The sequence below is a fragment of the Pseudomonas sp. B16120 genome (assembly GCF_044218845.1).
Taxonomy (GTDB): domain Bacteria; phylum Pseudomonadota; class Gammaproteobacteria; order Pseudomonadales; family Pseudomonadaceae; genus Aquipseudomonas; species Aquipseudomonas paracarnis.
Map to the genome: position 1 here is coordinate 2,697,584 of NZ_CP162588.1, position 15,467 is coordinate 2,713,050.

Consider the following 15,467-nt stretch of genomic DNA (forward strand, 5'->3'; position numbering starts at 1 on the left):
CCAAGAAGGTACAGGTCATGAAGACCGTGAGCGTCACCATTGTCGGGCTCGGACCCCGTGGGCTTTGCGTGCTGGAGCGTATCCTGTCGCTGGCGGCGCGACGCCCGCAGCAGCAGGTTCAAATTGTGATTGTGAACAAAGGGCTACCGGGCCAGGGGGTACATGGCCAGACGCTGTCCGACAGGTTCTTGCTCAATACGGTGGCGGGCTTGTTGACCCTGATCCCAGGCGACGAATTCCAACCGTCATTGGTCAAAGACATGTTCGCGGATTTTCTGCCCTGGTTGAAACAGCAGGGCGTAGCGGCGCAAAGTGGCGCCTATGTGCCACGACGCTGGTTTGGTGCCTACTGTCACGCGCTGTACCAGTTGTTGTTGGAGCATTGCCCGGCCAATTGCCAAGTCGAATATGTCGATGACGAGGCCGTCGATATACAACAGGATGGCCCGCAAGAGATCACTCGTCTGCTGAGTGATCGCAGCATTGTCAGCGACTACGTGGTCATTGCCGTCGGCCATTTGCTGCCGGCTGCCAATTGCGCCGAAACGATCACGGACATCTACCAGGCCGGGCTTGATCGCCAGGACATACCGGCCGGTAGCACCGTCGGAATCCAGGGGTTTGGCTTGACGGCCATGGATGCGATCGCTGAGTTGACCCGAGGCAGGGGCGGTGTATTTGCCGACGGTGTTTATAAGGCAGCAGGTACCGAACCTGCCATTGTCCTTTTTTCGCGCAGCGGGTTGCCGTCGCGAGCACGACCGGTCGATGACGGACTCGCTGAGTTCGAACCCCAACTGCGCTTCGATGAGCGAGCTGCATTGGCAATGCGCGAGCAGCATGGTTGCGGAACGATTAATTTCATGACGCAAATTTATCCCTTGCTTGCTCAGGACGTCGCACGGGTCGCACTTGAACAAGATGTACCGGCCGAAACGGCAACGGCGTTGATGAGTCGCCTGCTATGGGCTGAGCTCCCTCAGGCAAGTAGCGAAGAATATGCCGCCGGTGTCGTTCAGTTCATCACCAATGATTTGCACCAAGCCCGCCTTGGCCTGGCGGGCAGCGCGCAAAAGCGCGCCCTTGAAGTATTGATGAGCGCCCGGGAATCGATCAGGGCCATCGTTAATCATGGGGGGCTGGCGCCATCCTCCCATAATTGGTTCTACAACCACTTTGCCTCTGCAATCAATCGCAATGTGATCGGCCCGCAGTATGATCGACAGGAAGAGTTGCTGATGTTGATCAACGCAGGGGTTGTCTCAACGCCACTGGGGCCCGCACCTGAGTTGCATTGGGTATCGGAAAAACGATGCTGGAATGTGCAGTCGACGGTATTTGCCGATCCGGTAAGCATCGACCTGGATCACCTTCTGCAAGGTTACACGGCCCAACCGACATTGAAGAACACAACCAGCGTCCTGTTCGCCGGGCTGATGGAAGGCGGGCGTGTGCACTCACGCAATGGATCTTGGCTCGCCACCCCGGGGGTTGCGGTCAGTGCCGGATCACACTGCATATCGGCCCAAGGCATAGCACAAGCACGGTTGTTCGCTACCGGCGTAATGAGTGAGGGCAGCACCTATTACAACTGGTATGTGCCCACCATCGAGAGTCAATCCAGGCCGTTCGTAGAGGCGCAAAGCATCGCCTGTGCGATATTGGGAGGTGGCGGTCTATGAGCGCAACTGAGCGTAAGATCGCCTGGGTAACGGGTGCCAGCTATGGCATTGGCCTGGCGATCGCCGATGCCTTGAGACAGGCAGGCTACGCTGTCGTGACCCTGCAGCGCAGCGGTGGTGATGTTGACTGCGATTTCTATCAGGCTGGCGATATAGGTCAGGCTTGGAGTGCGGCCGAAAAACTCTCCGGCCCCCCGAACCTGATGGTATTGAACGCTGGCGCCTGTGTTGATGACGATTTCGTCAACACCCACCTATCCACACTGGAGTCGACCTTTGCATTGAACGTCTTCAGCCCCATGTTACTTGCCCGGTTGGCTATTCGCAGCTGGCAGTCGCGGAGCAAGATGGGGCATATCATTTTCATTGGTTCCCAGGCGGCCCTGCCAGGGGCCAGGCAGACGGGCAATACCCTTTACACTGCCGCCAAAGGTGCCCTGCATGCGCTGATCGGGCCGCTGGCCTGGGAGTGTGGCCCGGCCATCAGGATTAACTGCATTGCGCCGGGTGATGTGATGACTCCGGGAGAAGAAAGGAGCCTGCAGGCGAGGTCGGACAAGACTGGAGCGCAAGTGGCCGCATTGGTCGATCTGATAGCGGAAAATACGGCACTCAAACGATGGGTGAGGCCTGAAGAGGTGGCCCAGGCGGTCGTGTTTCTCGAACAATGTGGCGCAATGACCGGTACGCTGTTGAACCTGAGTGCCGGCTCTTGCATCCATTGAACGTTCCGATCACAAGCGCGTTACGTGGGGCGATTGCACGGCGATTGCATAACCGCTGCAAGTGGCGTCATTGTGAAGGGTCCTGTGATATCTACCATTTTTGAAGTGCAACGCAATGCCGTCATCGACGGCGTAGGCGGGATGAATGCGTTGGTTGCAAATCAGTTCGACAAAGGACGTTTCTCGCCCCTCTTCAGAATTGAAGTGCGGGCACAGCGCACCGGGCAGCAAGCCCAGTCCATCGATCAGCGCAAAAGCCCCCCCGGAATCCGAGTGGCCGAAATCGAACCAGCATATGGCACCCGCGCTGACGCCACACAGGACCTTGCCCTGGTCCCCGGCGGCTTTCAAAAGATCAATAACACCAAACTCGCGCCAGACCGCCAACATCGCACGGGTGTTACCACCGGCGACGTAAACGATGTCAGCCTTCTCGAACATCGATGAAATCTGCTGCGCATGAGGGAAGGGCGGGGTGAAGAATGCGAGCGGGATGACGGGGCAGCCGACCGCAGCATACTTGTTCGAGAAATCTGAGATTTTCTCCGGGTCATCGCCATTGGCGGTGGAGATATAAAGGACCACGGGCGCTGCTTTTCCGGTCAACGAAATAATGTATTCATCAATCGGTGTCATGCACTTCACATCGTCATCGGACTCGCCTCCAATGACAATAATATTTTTATTCGACATATATTCTGTCCCGCTGTTTTAAAGATATTGTGATTATGTTTACTTCGAATAGAGACTTGTCAAGTCAAGGCCGCGAATTGACTACAATTTACCATAAAAATATCGCATTTAACCATTTGGTTCATAGGCTATTTCTATATCAGATGAGCACCGTATATCGGATTCTCCATTTATTATTAATTTGCAATACAGTCTCTGCGCCGAGAGATAAGGGCTTTTGTAAGACTTTTCCCTATGATCTTGGGCGCTAGGTTTTGTCGAGAACAGCAAGAACCACTGGCGCTGCACAGCATCTACACTTATATTTCACTTGAAATGCGTTCCACGCACGACAAAGTATATGCCATGTTGTCAATGGCGTTTCCGCTTTAAACTCTAATCTTGGTAAAGACTAGGAAACTGACCAGTGTGATCACATTTAATACAGGAGGTGGAGTGTGTATGCATGGATCAGCAGTTTGAGTCAGCGATTTAAGACATGTGCGTGTGAAGAACATGCAACTGAAACCATGCAGGACGTCATCGGTGATTTGGGATTTTACTATTTTTCCTTCGCTGTTCGGTCGGCGACGCCATTCGTAAAGCCGATGACTAAAATTTCCGGGACTTATCCCTTACATTGGGTAACGCGATACCTGGACTTTCATCATTCTAGCAAGAACGAGCTTATTGCGAAGCACTCGAAATCGTCATCGCTGGTCATCTGGGATCATCGCTTACTCGCGGGCGTCGATAAGACACTGTCCGATGAGGCTGTTCGGCACGGCTTAAAGTACGGTTGCACCCTGACCTTACGTGACTTTAATAACTCATTGTTGACCTTTTCTGTGGCTAGGCCCCTGAAAGCGATCAGCGCGAGTGAAGCGCAGGAGCTGGCTTTGAAGCTCAGGGTATTGATTGAAGTTTTCAGTGAAGGGATTGACGTGAAGGAAACCGGTGAGACTAGCGCTAGGGAACCGTTGTTGACGGAACGCGAACGCCAAATATTGCAGTGGACTGCCGAAGGCAAGAGTTCGGCAGAGGTGGCAATAATCCTGAGCATTTGCGCTGATACGGTAAATTACCATTTAAATAACGTTAAAAATAAGCTCGGCGTTTCGAACAAGACCTCAGCAGTTGCCTATGGCGTTGCGCTCGGCCTGCTTTGAGCTTGAGCAGGTATGGGCATGTACTGGATGTCGTCTACTAAGATGTCATGCCCAATGCGACAATTTTTTTGTATAGCGTAGATCGACCAATCTTCAGGCGTCTGGCCGCCTCCACCACATTCCCCGCGCACGCCTGCAACGCCGTGCCAATTACCTGCCGATCAAATCGTTCCCTTGCTGCCGTATAGGTTTCGCCCTCGACCGCCGCCACCTGCCCCCGTCGCACCGGCCTGAACGTGCCAATCGCTGCGCGAATCTCTTCGACGTTCAACACCAGGTCATCACTCAACAGCGCCGCACGCTCCAGCACATTGCGCAGCTCGCGGATATTGCCCGGCCAGGCATGTTGGGCCAACAGCGCCAGGGCATCGCGGTCCAGTTCGTGCTGGCTGCGCAACTCCTCAAGGATCGCCTCGCTCAATGCCGGAATATCCTCCAGCCGCTCACGCAACGGCGGCACCTGGATCGGCAGCACATTGAGGCGGTAATACAGATCGGCACGAAACTCGCCACGCTTGATCGCCGCCTCCAGGTCCATGGACGTCGCGGCAATCACCCGCACATCGCTGTGCAGCATCTCGTTGGAGCCCACCGGTTCGAATTCCTTTTCCTGCAACACCCGCAGCAATTTGCTTTGCAGTGGCAGCGGCATGTCGCCGATTTCATCGAGAAACAACGTGCCGCCCTGGGCGATCTGGAATTTGCCGGGGCGACCCTTGCGGTCGGCACCGGTAAAGGCGCCGGGCGCAGTGCCGAAGAACTCGGCTTCAAGCAGGTCATGGGGAATCGCCGCGCTATTGATGCTCACAAAAGCTTTGTGCGCCCGGGGCGATGCGCCGTGGATGGCCTGGGCGAGCAACTCCTTGCCGGTGCCGGTTTCCCCGAGCAGCAATACCGGCGACTCGGCACTCGCACTGCGCCGCGCCCGGCGCTTGACCTCAAGGCTGGCGGCGCTGGTGCCGATAAAGTGCGCAAAGTTGTATTTGCTTTGCCGCGAACGCAGCAGCGAGCGCGTGGAGGCTAGCTCCTGCTGCATGCTCAGGTAGCGCTCGATCAGCGGCGACAGGTTGCGCAGTTCATCGAACAGCGCAAACCCAATCGCGCCGATCACCGCCCCGGCCTCGTCGTGGATCGGCAGGCGCATCACCACCAGCGGGCCTTTGGGAGTGTCCTGGATATCCAGCAGGATCGGCCGGTCGTTGCGCACCACCTGGCGCAGCAGGCTGTTGGAAATCACCTGCTCGCAAGGCTGGCCGATGGCTTGGTCGGCGCTCTTGAGGCCAAAGCGCTTGGCGTAACGCTCGTTCATCCACACGATATTTGCATCGCGGTCGACGATGACCGTGCCCTCGCTGGACTGCTCGATGATCTCGAACAGCGACTGGATGGCCAGGCCGCGAACCTGTTGGTAGTCCTTGAGGCTAGTGCTCATGGGTACAGAATCCTGTTAATGATCGTTCCCACGCTCTGCGTGGGAATGCCTACCGTGACGCTCTGCGTCACTTGGCGTAGGGCCAGGGCACGACGCGGAGCGTCTCGGGTTGTGTTCCCACGCAGAGCGTGGGAACAATCTCACCCCTACAAAGGGATGTGCGCTGCTGCCAGCAGTTCTTTGGTGTACGGGTGTTGGGGCGATTCGAACACCTCATGGCTCGCGCCACGCTCCACCACCTTGCCATCCTTGACCACGATCATGTCATGGGCCATGGCGCGCACCACCGCCAGGTCATGGCTGATAAACAGGTAGGTCAGGCCGTATTTGTCCTGCAGTTCGCGCAGCAGCGCCACCACTTGTTTCTGCACCGTACGGTCCAGGGCCGAGGTGGGTTCGTCGAGCAGCATCAGCGCTGGCTTGAGTACCAGGGCGCGGGCAATGGCGATGCGTTGGCGCTGGCCACCGGAAAACTCATGTGGGTAGCGATGTCGGCTGGCAGGGTCGAGGCCCACGTCCTTGAGCACCTGGACCACTTGCGCATCGCGGTCGGCCAGGCTGCACGGGGCATGCACTTCCAGGCCCTCGCTGATGATCTGCTGCACCGACATGCGCGGGCTGAGGCTGCCATAGGGGTCCTGGAACACCACCTGCATCTGCTTGCGCCATGGGCGCATCTGCTGATGGTTGAGCGGGTCCAGAGCTTCACCCTGAAAGCGGATGCTGCCGCTGGAGTCGAGCAAGCGCAGGATCGCCTGGCCCAGGGTGGACTTGCCGGAGCCGGACTCGCCGACAATCCCCAGGGTCTTGCCGCGCTGCACGCTGAGGCTGATGCCGTCCACTGCGCGCAGGTAGGTCTTGGCCCGGAACAGTCCGCCACCGAGAGGGAATTGCACGCTCAGGTCATCCACTTCCAGTACCGTGTCACGCGGCTCGCTGCACAGCACGTCGCCCGAGGGCTCGGCATCCAGCAGCAGGCGGCTGTAGGGATGCTGGGGGGCGGTGAACAAGGCCTGGCAGTCGGCCTGCTCGACGATTTCGCCGGCACGCATCACGCAGACCCGCTGGGCGATACTGCGTACCAGGTTGAGGTCATGGCTGATCAGCAGCAGCGACATGCCCAGGCGTTGTTGCAAGGACTTGAGCAGCAACAGGATCTTGCGCTGCACCGTCACGTCCAGCGCTGTGGTGGGCTCGTCGGCAATCAGCAGCTCGGGCTCGCAGGCCAGGGCCATGGCGATCATCACCCGCTGGCGCTGGCCGCCGGACAATTGATGGGGGTAGGCCTTGAGCCGTTCCTGGGGTTTCTGGATGCCCACCAGTTCCAGCAGTTCGAGGATGCGCGCCTGCGCCGCCTTGCCGCCCAGGCCCTTGTGCAGCAGCAGGGTTTCGCCGATCTGCTTTTCGATGCTGTGCAGGGGGTTCAGGGAGGTCATCGGCTCCTGGAAGATCATGGCAATGCGGTTGCCGCGCAATTTTTGCAAGGTACTCGGTGAGGCGCCGATCAGTTCCTGGCCGCGATACTTGATCGAACCCAGGGTTTGGGTGCCGGCTTGCGGCAGCAGTTGCAGGATAGAGTGGGCCGTCACCGACTTGCCCGAGCCCGACTCGCCCACCAGCGCCAGGCACTCGCCAGGGCGCACGTCCAGGCTCAGGTTGCGCACGACGGTCTGGCCGTTGAAGGCGACGCACAGGTCGCGGATTTCGATCAGGTTCATACGCGGTCACTCATGAGCGGGGGTCGAAGGCATCACGCAATGCCTCGCCGATAAACACCAGCAACGACAGAATCAGCGCCAGGGTGAAAAACGCCGTCAAGCCCAGCCACGGCGCTTGCAGGTTCTGCTTGCCCTGGCCGATCAGCTCGCCCAGGGACGCGCTGCCGGCGGGCATGCCGAAGCCAAGGAAATCCAGGGCGCTCAAGGTGGATATCGCCCCGGTCAAAATGAACGGCAAATAGCTGAGGGTCGCGGTCATGGCGTTGGGCAGGATGTGCCGACGAATGATCTTGCCGTCGCCCAGGCCCAGGGCGCGCGCGGCCTTGACGTATTCCAGGTTGCGCCCGCGCAGGAACTCGGCGCGCACCACGTCCACCAGGGCCAGCCAGGAAAACAGCGCCATGATCCCCAGCAACCACCAGAAATTCGGCTCCACAAACCCCGACAGGATAATCAGCAGGTACAGCACCGGCAGGCCAGACCACACCTCCAGGATGCGCTGGCCGAGCAAGTCTACCCAGCCACCGTAGTATCCCTGCAACGCCCCGGCGGCAATGCCAATGACGGCGCTGATGGCGGTCAGGGCCAGGGCAAACAGGATCGACACCCGTGCACCAAAGATCACCCGGGCCAACACATCGCGGGACTGGTCATCGGTGCCCAGCCAGTTCACCGCCGACGGCGGGCTCGGGGCAGGGCGGGTGAGTTCGTAGTTGGGCGTGTCATCGCTGAAAGGAATTGGCGGAAACAGCATCCAGCCGCCCTCCTGCTTGATCAGCTTTTGCACGTAGTCACTGCGGTAGTCCGCCTGGAACGGCAACTGCCCACCGAACTGCTGCTCGGTGTAGCGCTTGAACACCGGAAAATACAGCTCGTTCTTGAAACTGAGCACCAGCGGCTTGTCATTGGCGATCAACTCGCCGCCCAGGGTCAGGATAAACAGGCCGATAAACAGCCACAGCGACCACCAGCCACGGCGGTTTTTCTTGAAGCGCTCGAAGCGTCGGCGGGCCACGGGGGAGAGGTTGAGCATCAGGCGTTCCTCGCGGCGAAGTCGATACGCGGGTCCACCAGGGTGTAGCAGAGGTCACCGATGAGTTTTATCAAGAGGCCGAACAGGGTGAAGATAAACAGCGAGCCGAACACCACCGGGTAGTCGCGGGACACGGCCGCCTCGTAGCTCATGCGGCCCAGGCCATCGAGGGAGAAGATCACCTCGATCAGCAGCGAACCGGCAAAGAACACGCTGATAAACGCTTGGGGAATCCCCGAGATCACCAGCAACATCGCATTGCGGAACACGTGACCGTACAACACCCGGCGTTCGCTCAAACCCTTGGCGCGGGCGGTGACCACGTACTGGCGGGTAATTTCATTGAGGAACGAGTTCTTGGTGAGGATGGTCAAGGTGGCGAACCCGCCGATCACCAACGCGGTTACCGGCAATACCAGGTGCCAGAAGTAGTCGGCGATTTTGCCCACGGCGCTCAGTTCGGCGAAGTTTTCCGAGACCAGCCCGCGTACCGGGAACCAGTTCAGCGAGGTACCGCCAGCGAACACCACGATCAGGAACATCGCGAACAGGAACGCCGGCATCGCGTAACCGATGACGATGGCCGTGCTGCTCCACATATCAAAGCTGCTGCCATGGCGCACGGCCTTGCGTATGCCCAACGGGATCGACACCAGGTAGGTGATCAGCGTGGCCCACAGGCCGAGGGAAATGGTGACGGGCATCTTTTCCAGGATCAGGTCAGTTACCGTTGCGCCGCGAAAGAAGCTGTTGCCGAAGTCCAGTTGGGCGTAATTCTTGAGCATCAACCACAGGCGTTCCGGCGCGGATTTGTCGAAGCCGTATTGTTTCTCGATGTCCTTGATCAGCTTTGGGTCCAGACCGCGGCTGGCTCGCGAGCCGCTGATGCCTTCGCCGGATGCGCCGGCTACACCACCGCCGCCAATGCCTTGCAAGTGGGCGATAGCTTGCTCCACCGGCCCGCCGGGCGCGGCCTGCACGATCACGAAGTTCACCAACAGGATGATCACCAGCGTCGGGATGATCAGCAGCAGGCGCCGTACGATATAGGCAAACATCAGTGGGCCTCTCCGCGTTTTTTCAACTCAGCCTGCATTTGTTCGTTCGTCAGCGGGGTGGGGCTGACTTCCCACCAGGTTTCCAGGGCTTCGTCGTTCTTCGCCTCGATGGCCGGGCGCCCGAAACGGTTCCACCATGCGGCGGAGGTGCCCGGTGGGTAATAGTTGGGGATCCACAGGTAATTCCATTGCAGCACGCGGTCCAGGGCGTGGGCATAGGTGAGCATCTTCGCCTGGGTATCAGCCTTGACCAGGCCATGGATCAGGGTATCGACGGCCGGGTCCTTGAGCACGATGTAGTTGTTGGCGCCCGAATCGAACGCGGCGGCAGAGCCGAAATAGTTGTACAGCTCCATGCCGGGCGAGGTGGTGACCGGGAAACCCGTGACGATCATGTCGTAGTCGCGGGCCATCAGTCGGTTGACGTATTGCGAGGAGTCGATGCGGCGGATATTCAGGGTGATGCCGATCTGCGCCAGGTTACGTTTGTAGGGCAGCAACAGGCGCTCAAGGCCGTTCTGGACGTTGAGGAAGGTGAATTCCAGTGGCTCGCCCTGGGCATTGACGAGTTTGTCGCCCACAGGTTTCCAGCCGGCGTCTTCCAGCAGGGCCAAGGCTTGCAGCTGTTTGTCGCGGATCATGCCACTGCCATCGGTGACCGGGGCCTTGAACACCTGGGTAAACACCTCGTCGGGAACCTGACCGCGCAGGGGTTCGAGGATCGCCAGTTCTTCCGGGGTCGGTAACTGGCTGGCGGCCAGCGGGCTATTGGAGAAATAGCTCTGCTGGCGGATGTACAGGTTGCGCATCATTTGGCGGTTGGCCCATTCAAAGTCCCACAGCATCGCCAGGGCCTGGCGCACGCGGCGATCCTTGAACATCGGTTTTTGCACATTGAACACATAGCCCTGGGCCGGCTGCGGCATCTCCTTGGCCAGGTGCGCGCGCTGCAGACGGCCATCGTCCAGGGCCGGGCCGTTGTAGCCGATGGAGTAACCGGTGGCGGAGAATTCACGGTTGAAATCATAGGCGCCGCCGCGTAGCACTTGGCGCGCTACTTCGGTGTCGCCGAAGTACTCCAGGCTCAGGTGATCGAAGTTGTACAAGCCGCGGCTGACCGGCAAGTCCTTGCCCCACCAGTCGGGGTCGCGGGTGAAGGTGATGGTACTGCCGGAGTCGATCTTGCTGACCTTGTAAGGGCCGCTGCCCAGTGGCGCTTCGTAGCCGCCGCCGTTGGCAAAGTCGCGGGTCTTCCACCAGTGCTCGGGGAACACCGGCAAAGTGGCGAGATCCAGAGGGAGGGTGCGGTTTTCGTTGCTGGAAAAATCAAAGCGCACCTGTCGTTCGCCTTCGATTGCGACGTGTTTGACGTCTGCAAATAACGTGCGATAGCGCAGGCTGCCTTGGGTCATCAACACGTCAAAGCTGTAGCGCACGTCTTGCGCGGTAATGGGCGTGCCATCGGCAAAGCGCGCCTTGGGGTTCAGGTAGAAGCGCAGCGACAGGCCGTCGTCGGCCCGTTCCATCTTTTGCGCCACCAGGCCATAGACGGTGTAAGGCTCATCCAGCGAGCGCAACGCCAAGGGTGCATACACCCAGCCGTCGACCTGGGACACGCCGATGCCTTTGTCGATATAGGGCAGCACATGGTCAAACCGCCCCACCTCCAGCGCTGAGCGCCGCAGGCTGCCGCCCTTGGGGGCGTTGGGGTTGGCATAGTCGAAATGGCTGAAACCTTCGGCGTACTTGGCGGGCTCGCCGTACACCGTCAGGTAGGTTTGCGGGGCTGCGATCACCGCAGTGCTGGCCATTAGAAAGGCCAGGGTGGAGCAGAGCAGAGATGAAAAAGCCAATCGCATTATCAGCCTTGAGCGCCGGGTAAAGAATAATAAGGATTTGTACGCTAACGGCCTGGGCATCGCCAGTCATCAGATGCACAACGGCCCACCAAAGGGCGGGCCGTTGTTTATAGCATCAGCGCAGATTGAATCAATCCTGGCGGCTGGTGACTTCCAGCAGGTGATAGCCGAACTGGGTCTTCACCGGGCCTTGCACGGTGTTGACCGGGGCACTGAAGACCACGGTGTCGAATTCCTTGACCATCTGGCCTGGGCCGAATGAACCGAGGTCACCGCCCTGACGGCTGGATGGGCAGCTGGAGTTGGCTTTAGCGACTTCTGCGAAATCAGCGCCGCCTTCGATTTGGGCCTTGAGTTCGTTGCACTTGTCTTCAGAGGCAACGAGGATGTGACGGGCGGTGGCTTTGGCCATGGTGAGTAACTCCTAGAGTAAAAAACGGTGAGCGTACCGGATTCAGGCGGTTATTTCTCGGCAAAGTTCCACTGGGTTTTCAGTCGCCGCTGTTTAGGTCATGCCGGTTCAAGGCAGTACGAGATAGTCGTTGCGCTGCACGATCGCTTGGTGCGCTGCTTGCACCAGGTGGATATAGCGGCCGTCCACCAGGTCGATGGGCAGGCAATCGTCGATATCCAGCACCGTGTCGGTGTGGGCCTGGGACCAGTGGCTGAGCATCTGCTGCTTACCTTTGCGCATGGCCTCCTGTTTGTTACGGGCGACCACCAGCAGGTAGTGGTGGGCTTCGCCAAAGCTATTGGCCTCGTAGCCGCCGAGGTTGATGAAGTACAGGCGCGGCGCATCGCCGTGGGGCGCCAGGTGGCTCAGTTCAACCTTCCAGCCGTCGACGCCATCGACGGCCATCCATGAATCGATGTGTACGCCTTTGGGGCTGCCAAACCAGGCGTCGCGTAATTGTGGGTAGGTGGCTTGCAGGGTATCGGCCACTGCGAATACCACATCGTGTACTTCGATCCTGGCTCGCGGGTGCTTTCCCCCGAGCATGACGACAAACAGCATTACCGGTGTTTCCTGGGGAGTGGTTAGAGGGCAACCATACTGCGATTGAGCTGGTTTGTCCGGTTGTGATGAGGCCTGTGTGTCGCGACGCTGAACCTGTGGGAGCTGGCTTGCCTGCGATAACGCCCTGACAAGCAATACCTATCTACCTGACACCCCAGGATCCAACTGTGGGAGCTGGCTTGCTAGCGAAGGCGGCCTGGCAGTCAACACAGTTGGATTGTGTACATATCCATTTCTGCGGTAACGGCCACCTAGGGTTCCGCCCAACGGCGGCTCACTTTCGAAAAGCGCGAAAGTAAGCAAAGCGCTCTTGCCCCACCACTCGGCACCTCGCTTGGGCTCGGTGTGCCCGAACGCAGGCTTGAATCCGTGGGCCGCCGCCACGCGCCATCCATGGCGCGGGGCGGCTAACCCGGCGTCCTGCCGGGTTAGCCACGAATTCAAGCCTGCGTTCGGCCAGCGTGGTTTAACGGGGCGCCTGAGATCAAGATCAAAAGCAGATCAAGATCAACAGCGGCTCGCTTCGCATCGTGGTTACCGTCTTTACTGCTCGCGTTAACCCGTCACTGGGCTGCGCCAGTCATCCGAGCCGGACGTCCCGGCCACTTCGTGAGTCCAGATAATCTTGCGATAGGTGAAGTGCACATCCTCCAGGTGGGTAAAGTGGGCGTTGTCTGGGTCTTGGCAGTTGGGCATGCGAGATTGGATGTCAACGATGGTGGCGCCTTCCAGTTCAATCGTGAAGTAGTGCTCCTGGGTTCCGGCCGAGGAGGTGCGCAGCCACTCCAGGCGGCAGGACACTTCTTCGCCGGTGGTCAGGGCGCTGAACAGCAAGGGTGAGGATTTATCGAAAACCTTGCTGATCATCAGGGGTTTATGCACGCGCTGACCGGTCGGCTGGCCCGATTGCGGGTCGCGGGGAATGATCACCTGATGAGCAAACGCCTGCACCAGAATCTGGTCCTCATGGCCTTCCTGATAAATGTTGCCTACCGAGTCCTGGGTAAATGTGCCTGCCGTAATCAAACCTTGTTTGACACCAGTGATGGAGAGGTACGCGGGTGTGGGCATGACGGGTTTCCTTGCCTGATTGAGTAGGTATTGCCGGGCAGCGAGAGCGCTGAGCGGTCAAGTGCCTTTAACAAGAAGCGTGCCTGAAAGTGTGAGGCTCAATGAAATAAGGGCGAAGAAGACTCAGTGGCCGTTATTGAGAATTTGTTGTAGGGCTGTGGGTGAGTTTTTAGCGCTATTAGTTGCACGCCTATGCGCACTTAGTTGCTCATGTCATGTGTTTTTGTAAATGCAAGGCTGTGGGCGCTTGAGAGTGTTTTCTAGTTGGATAGACTGCGCAAATAACTGCGCATGTCTTTATTTTCAAGCTGCGTAGGATGTTTCTTAAGTTCCGTTCCGTTACTTGCTGATTGTTTTTTTCGTGGCTAAGGTTCGTTCACTTCGATGTGTTTTGAACGGAAGTTAAAAGGTTTTTAACAACGACGTTAATTTTGCCTATTTTGCCTTGGATGGTTGTGTGCAGCCCAAAATAGTTTATTCAGAACAGCTATATGCCTATTGCCAGGAACTTGCCCGGACAGCGTGTTCGCCAAGCAGTTTTGTTGGTAGCGACATGCGTTTTTCAAACGAGTTTGAGGTGCTGGAAACCGAGTTGGGCAAGGCTCACTCCATTCATGGTGCGGGGCTGCCGGATTGGCAGAAGATCAGCGAGATCAGCGAGTGCATTTTGCGTGAGCATTCCAAGGATCTGCGCGTCGCCGCCTGGTTGACCTGGGCCCTGTATCAGCGTGATTCATTCGCTGGGTTGCTGGCTGGTCTCGGTGTGCTGCGCGAACTCTGCGAGCACCATTGGACGCAGGTCTATCCAGTTAAGCTGCGTACCCGCGTTGCGGCGTTTGGCTGGTTGGTGTTGCGCCTTGAGCAAGCGTGCGCGCACAACCTGCCGCTCAGTGATCAACGGCCTTTATTCCAGGCGCTGTTGGAACACCTCGAATGTCTCGATCAGATATGGGGTGAACAGCTTGGCAGCGAGGCGCCGCTGCTGTTGCCGGTTCGCCGGCAGCTGTCGGCGCGCTTGGCCCAGGCTGCTGCCGAACCTGGCGACGTCGCGGGCGTCATTGCCCGGGTCAAACCTGCGCCAAGCCCGCTGCCGGCCCCCGAGCAACCGCTCAATAACGAAAAAGACGCGCACAAACGGCTGCGCGCATTGCAGGAGCAGGCTCGGCCTTTATGTACCTGGTGGTTGCGTCAGGATGCGGCCGACCCGCGCGCCTTGCGCCTGGGCCGAACCTTGGCCTGGCTGATGCTCGTCAATTATCCCGACGCCAATAATGAGCGCGTCACGGCGCTGCGCCCATTGGCTACCGACAAGCGCAAGCGCTATCAAGACCGCTTCAGCCAAGGCCATTACGCCGATCTGTTGCTTGAACTCGAGGTCAGCCTGGCCGGTGCAATGTTCTGGTTCGATGGTTTGCGCATGGTCTGGGAGTGCCTGGAGGCCTTGCACGCAGACCTCGCCATGACCGAACTGGAAATGCAATTTGCTCTGCTGCTGCATCGCCTGCCGAACCTGCCTGAGTATCGGTTCGAGGACGGCACGCCCTTTGCCGACTCCGCGACAGGTGAGTGGATCGCATTTCACGTCATGCGTCACCTGCACAAGCCTGAGCCCTCCAATGTCGTCGTCGACAGCGCTGCTCAGCCCTGGGAAGCCGCGTTGCAGGCGGTGATGCCCTGCCTGCGCAAAGACGGGCTCAAGGCCGCGGTGAGTGTGCTCAAGCAAGGGCTGCGGGCGGCGAGCGGTGATCGAGCGCGTTTTCACTGGCACCTGGCGCTGGCCAGGTTGTGTGTGGCGGCCGGCAAGCATGACCTGGCCAGGATCCAGCTGGAACAACTCGACCTGCAATTACAGCGCACGGGCCTGGAAAGTTGGGAGCCGGAGCTGGCCATGCAAGTGGGCCAACTGCTGTATCGCTGCTACGACCTGTTGCCACAAAACCAAGCCGTACAAGACGGAAAAGACACCCTGCATCGCCGGTTATGCCATTTCGACCTGGAAGCAGTACTTGAATAGCGCCTCATCAAAAGGA

General features: G+C 58.7%; 13 protein-coding genes. 4 read left to right on the plus strand and 9 right to left on the minus strand.

Translation table 11 applies throughout. The features are described from left to right. Positions 1-17 precede the first annotated feature (17 nt). Both AB4P90_RS12715 and AB4P90_RS12720 read left to right on the plus strand, forming a co-directional pair. Entirely contained in the window at positions 18-1,682 is a 1,665-nt protein-coding gene (locus AB4P90_RS12715) for an FAD/NAD(P)-binding protein (RefSeq protein ID WP_200600867.1), read from the plus strand. Beyond that, positions 1,679-2,407 (plus strand): SDR family NAD(P)-dependent oxidoreductase, encoded by a 729-nt coding sequence (locus AB4P90_RS12720; RefSeq protein ID WP_395605945.1) that lies wholly within the window; start codon positions 1,679-1,681, stop codon positions 2,405-2,407. Before AB4P90_RS12715 ends, AB4P90_RS12720 begins: the two co-directional genes overlap by 4 nt. Positions 2,408-2,416: 9 nt before the next feature. Here the strand turns inward: AB4P90_RS12720 and AB4P90_RS12725 are convergent, their stop codons facing one another. Next, positions 2,417-3,100: a peptidase E gene (locus tag AB4P90_RS12725; RefSeq protein WP_032903861.1), complete on the minus strand. Its 684-nt coding sequence runs from the start codon at positions 3,098-3,100 to the stop codon at positions 2,417-2,419. Positions 3,101-3,537: 437 nt separating this feature from the next. Here AB4P90_RS12725 and AB4P90_RS12730 point away from each other — a divergent pair, with 437 nt between their 5' ends. Beyond that, positions 3,538-4,248, plus strand: coding sequence for a LuxR C-terminal-related transcriptional regulator (locus tag AB4P90_RS12730; RefSeq protein ID WP_200645966.1), 711 nt, complete (start codon positions 3,538-3,540; stop codon positions 4,246-4,248). Between the two features lie 37 nt (positions 4,249-4,285). On the opposite strand, the gene AB4P90_RS12735 is transcribed toward AB4P90_RS12730, so the two are convergent. From AB4P90_RS12735 to AB4P90_RS12770, 8 genes are all read right to left on the minus strand, one after another. Next, positions 4,286-5,680: a sigma-54-dependent Fis family transcriptional regulator gene (locus tag AB4P90_RS12735; protein WP_200600989.1), complete on the minus strand. Its 1,395-nt coding sequence runs from the start codon at positions 5,678-5,680 to the stop codon at positions 4,286-4,288. Positions 5,681-5,826: 146 nt separating this feature from the next. Next, positions 5,827-7,398, minus strand: a complete 1,572-nt coding sequence (locus AB4P90_RS12740; RefSeq protein WP_019817606.1) for an ABC transporter ATP-binding protein — start codon at positions 7,396-7,398, stop codon at positions 5,827-5,829. Positions 7,399-7,408: 10 nt separating this feature from the next. Then, a complete protein-coding gene (locus tag AB4P90_RS12745; protein ID WP_014718210.1) occupies positions 7,409-8,431 on the minus strand; it encodes an ABC transporter permease in 1,023 nt (340 codons plus the stop codon). Beyond that, entirely contained in the window at positions 8,431-9,489 is a 1,059-nt protein-coding gene (locus AB4P90_RS12750; protein ID WP_038449934.1) for a microcin C ABC transporter permease YejB, read from the minus strand. Before AB4P90_RS12750 ends, AB4P90_RS12745 begins: the two co-directional genes overlap by 1 nt. Continuing rightward, complete coding sequence (locus AB4P90_RS12755; protein WP_395605946.1) at positions 9,489-11,348, minus strand: extracellular solute-binding protein; 1,860 nt, start codon at positions 11,346-11,348, stop codon at positions 9,489-9,491. Before AB4P90_RS12755 ends, AB4P90_RS12750 begins: the two co-directional genes overlap by 1 nt. Positions 11,349-11,478: 130 nt before the next feature. After that, positions 11,479-11,760 carry a peptidylprolyl isomerase gene (locus tag AB4P90_RS12760; RefSeq protein ID WP_014718212.1) on the minus strand — a complete coding sequence of 94 codons (282 nt, stop codon included), beginning with the start codon at positions 11,758-11,760 and terminating at the stop codon, positions 11,479-11,481. Positions 11,761-11,868: 108 nt separating this feature from the next. After that, on the minus strand, positions 11,869-12,363 hold the full coding sequence (locus AB4P90_RS12765; RefSeq protein WP_014718213.1) for a DUF1543 domain-containing protein: 495 nt from the start codon (positions 12,361-12,363) through the stop codon (positions 11,869-11,871). A 558-nt stretch (positions 12,364-12,921) separates the two neighbouring features. Then, complete coding sequence (locus tag AB4P90_RS12770; protein WP_014718214.1) at positions 12,922-13,437, minus strand: Hcp family type VI secretion system effector; 516 nt, start codon at positions 13,435-13,437, stop codon at positions 12,922-12,924. 469 nt (positions 13,438-13,906) lie between these two features. On the opposite strand from AB4P90_RS12770, the gene tssA reads away from it, so the two are divergent. Beyond that, positions 13,907-15,451: a type VI secretion system protein TssA gene (gene tssA / locus AB4P90_RS12775; protein WP_196770413.1), complete on the plus strand. Its 1,545-nt coding sequence runs from the start codon at positions 13,907-13,909 to the stop codon at positions 15,449-15,451. The last annotated feature ends 16 nt before the right edge of the window (positions 15,452-15,467 follow it).

Excerpts from the sequence above, each read along its gene's own strand:
- AB4P90_RS12715 (WP_200600867.1), top strand. The coding sequence starts at position 18 with ATGAAGACCGTGAGCGTCACCATTGTCGGGCTCGGACCCCGTGGGCTT.
- AB4P90_RS12720 (WP_395605945.1), top strand. The coding sequence starts at position 1,679 with ATGAGCGCAACTGAGCGTAAGATCGCCTGGGTAACGGGTGCCAGCTAT.
- AB4P90_RS12725 (WP_032903861.1), bottom strand. The coding sequence starts at position 3,100 with ATGTCGAATAAAAATATTATTGTCATTGGAGGCGAGTCCGATGACGAT.
- AB4P90_RS12735 (WP_200600989.1), bottom strand. The coding sequence starts at position 5,680 with ATGAGCACTAGCCTCAAGGACTACCAACAGGTTCGCGGCCTGGCCATC.
- AB4P90_RS12740 (WP_019817606.1), bottom strand. The coding sequence starts at position 7,398 with ATGAACCTGATCGAAATCCGCGACCTGTGCGTCGCCTTCAACGGCCAG.
- AB4P90_RS12745 (WP_014718210.1), bottom strand. The coding sequence starts at position 8,431 with ATGCTCAACCTCTCCCCCGTGGCCCGCCGACGCTTCGAGCGCTTCAAG.
- AB4P90_RS12750 (WP_038449934.1), bottom strand. The coding sequence starts at position 9,489 with ATGTTTGCCTATATCGTACGGCGCCTGCTGCTGATCATCCCGACGCTG.
- AB4P90_RS12755 (WP_395605946.1), bottom strand. The coding sequence starts at position 11,348 with ATGCGATTGGCTTTTTCATCTCTGCTCTGCTCCACCCTGGCCTTTCTA.
- AB4P90_RS12760 (WP_014718212.1), bottom strand. The coding sequence starts at position 11,760 with ATGGCCAAAGCCACCGCCCGTCACATCCTCGTTGCCTCTGAAGACAAG.
- AB4P90_RS12765 (WP_014718213.1), bottom strand. The coding sequence starts at position 12,363 with ATGCTGTTTGTCGTCATGCTCGGGGGAAAGCACCCGCGAGCCAGGATC.
- AB4P90_RS12770 (WP_014718214.1), bottom strand. The coding sequence starts at position 13,437 with ATGCCCACACCCGCGTACCTCTCCATCACTGGTGTCAAACAAGGTTTG.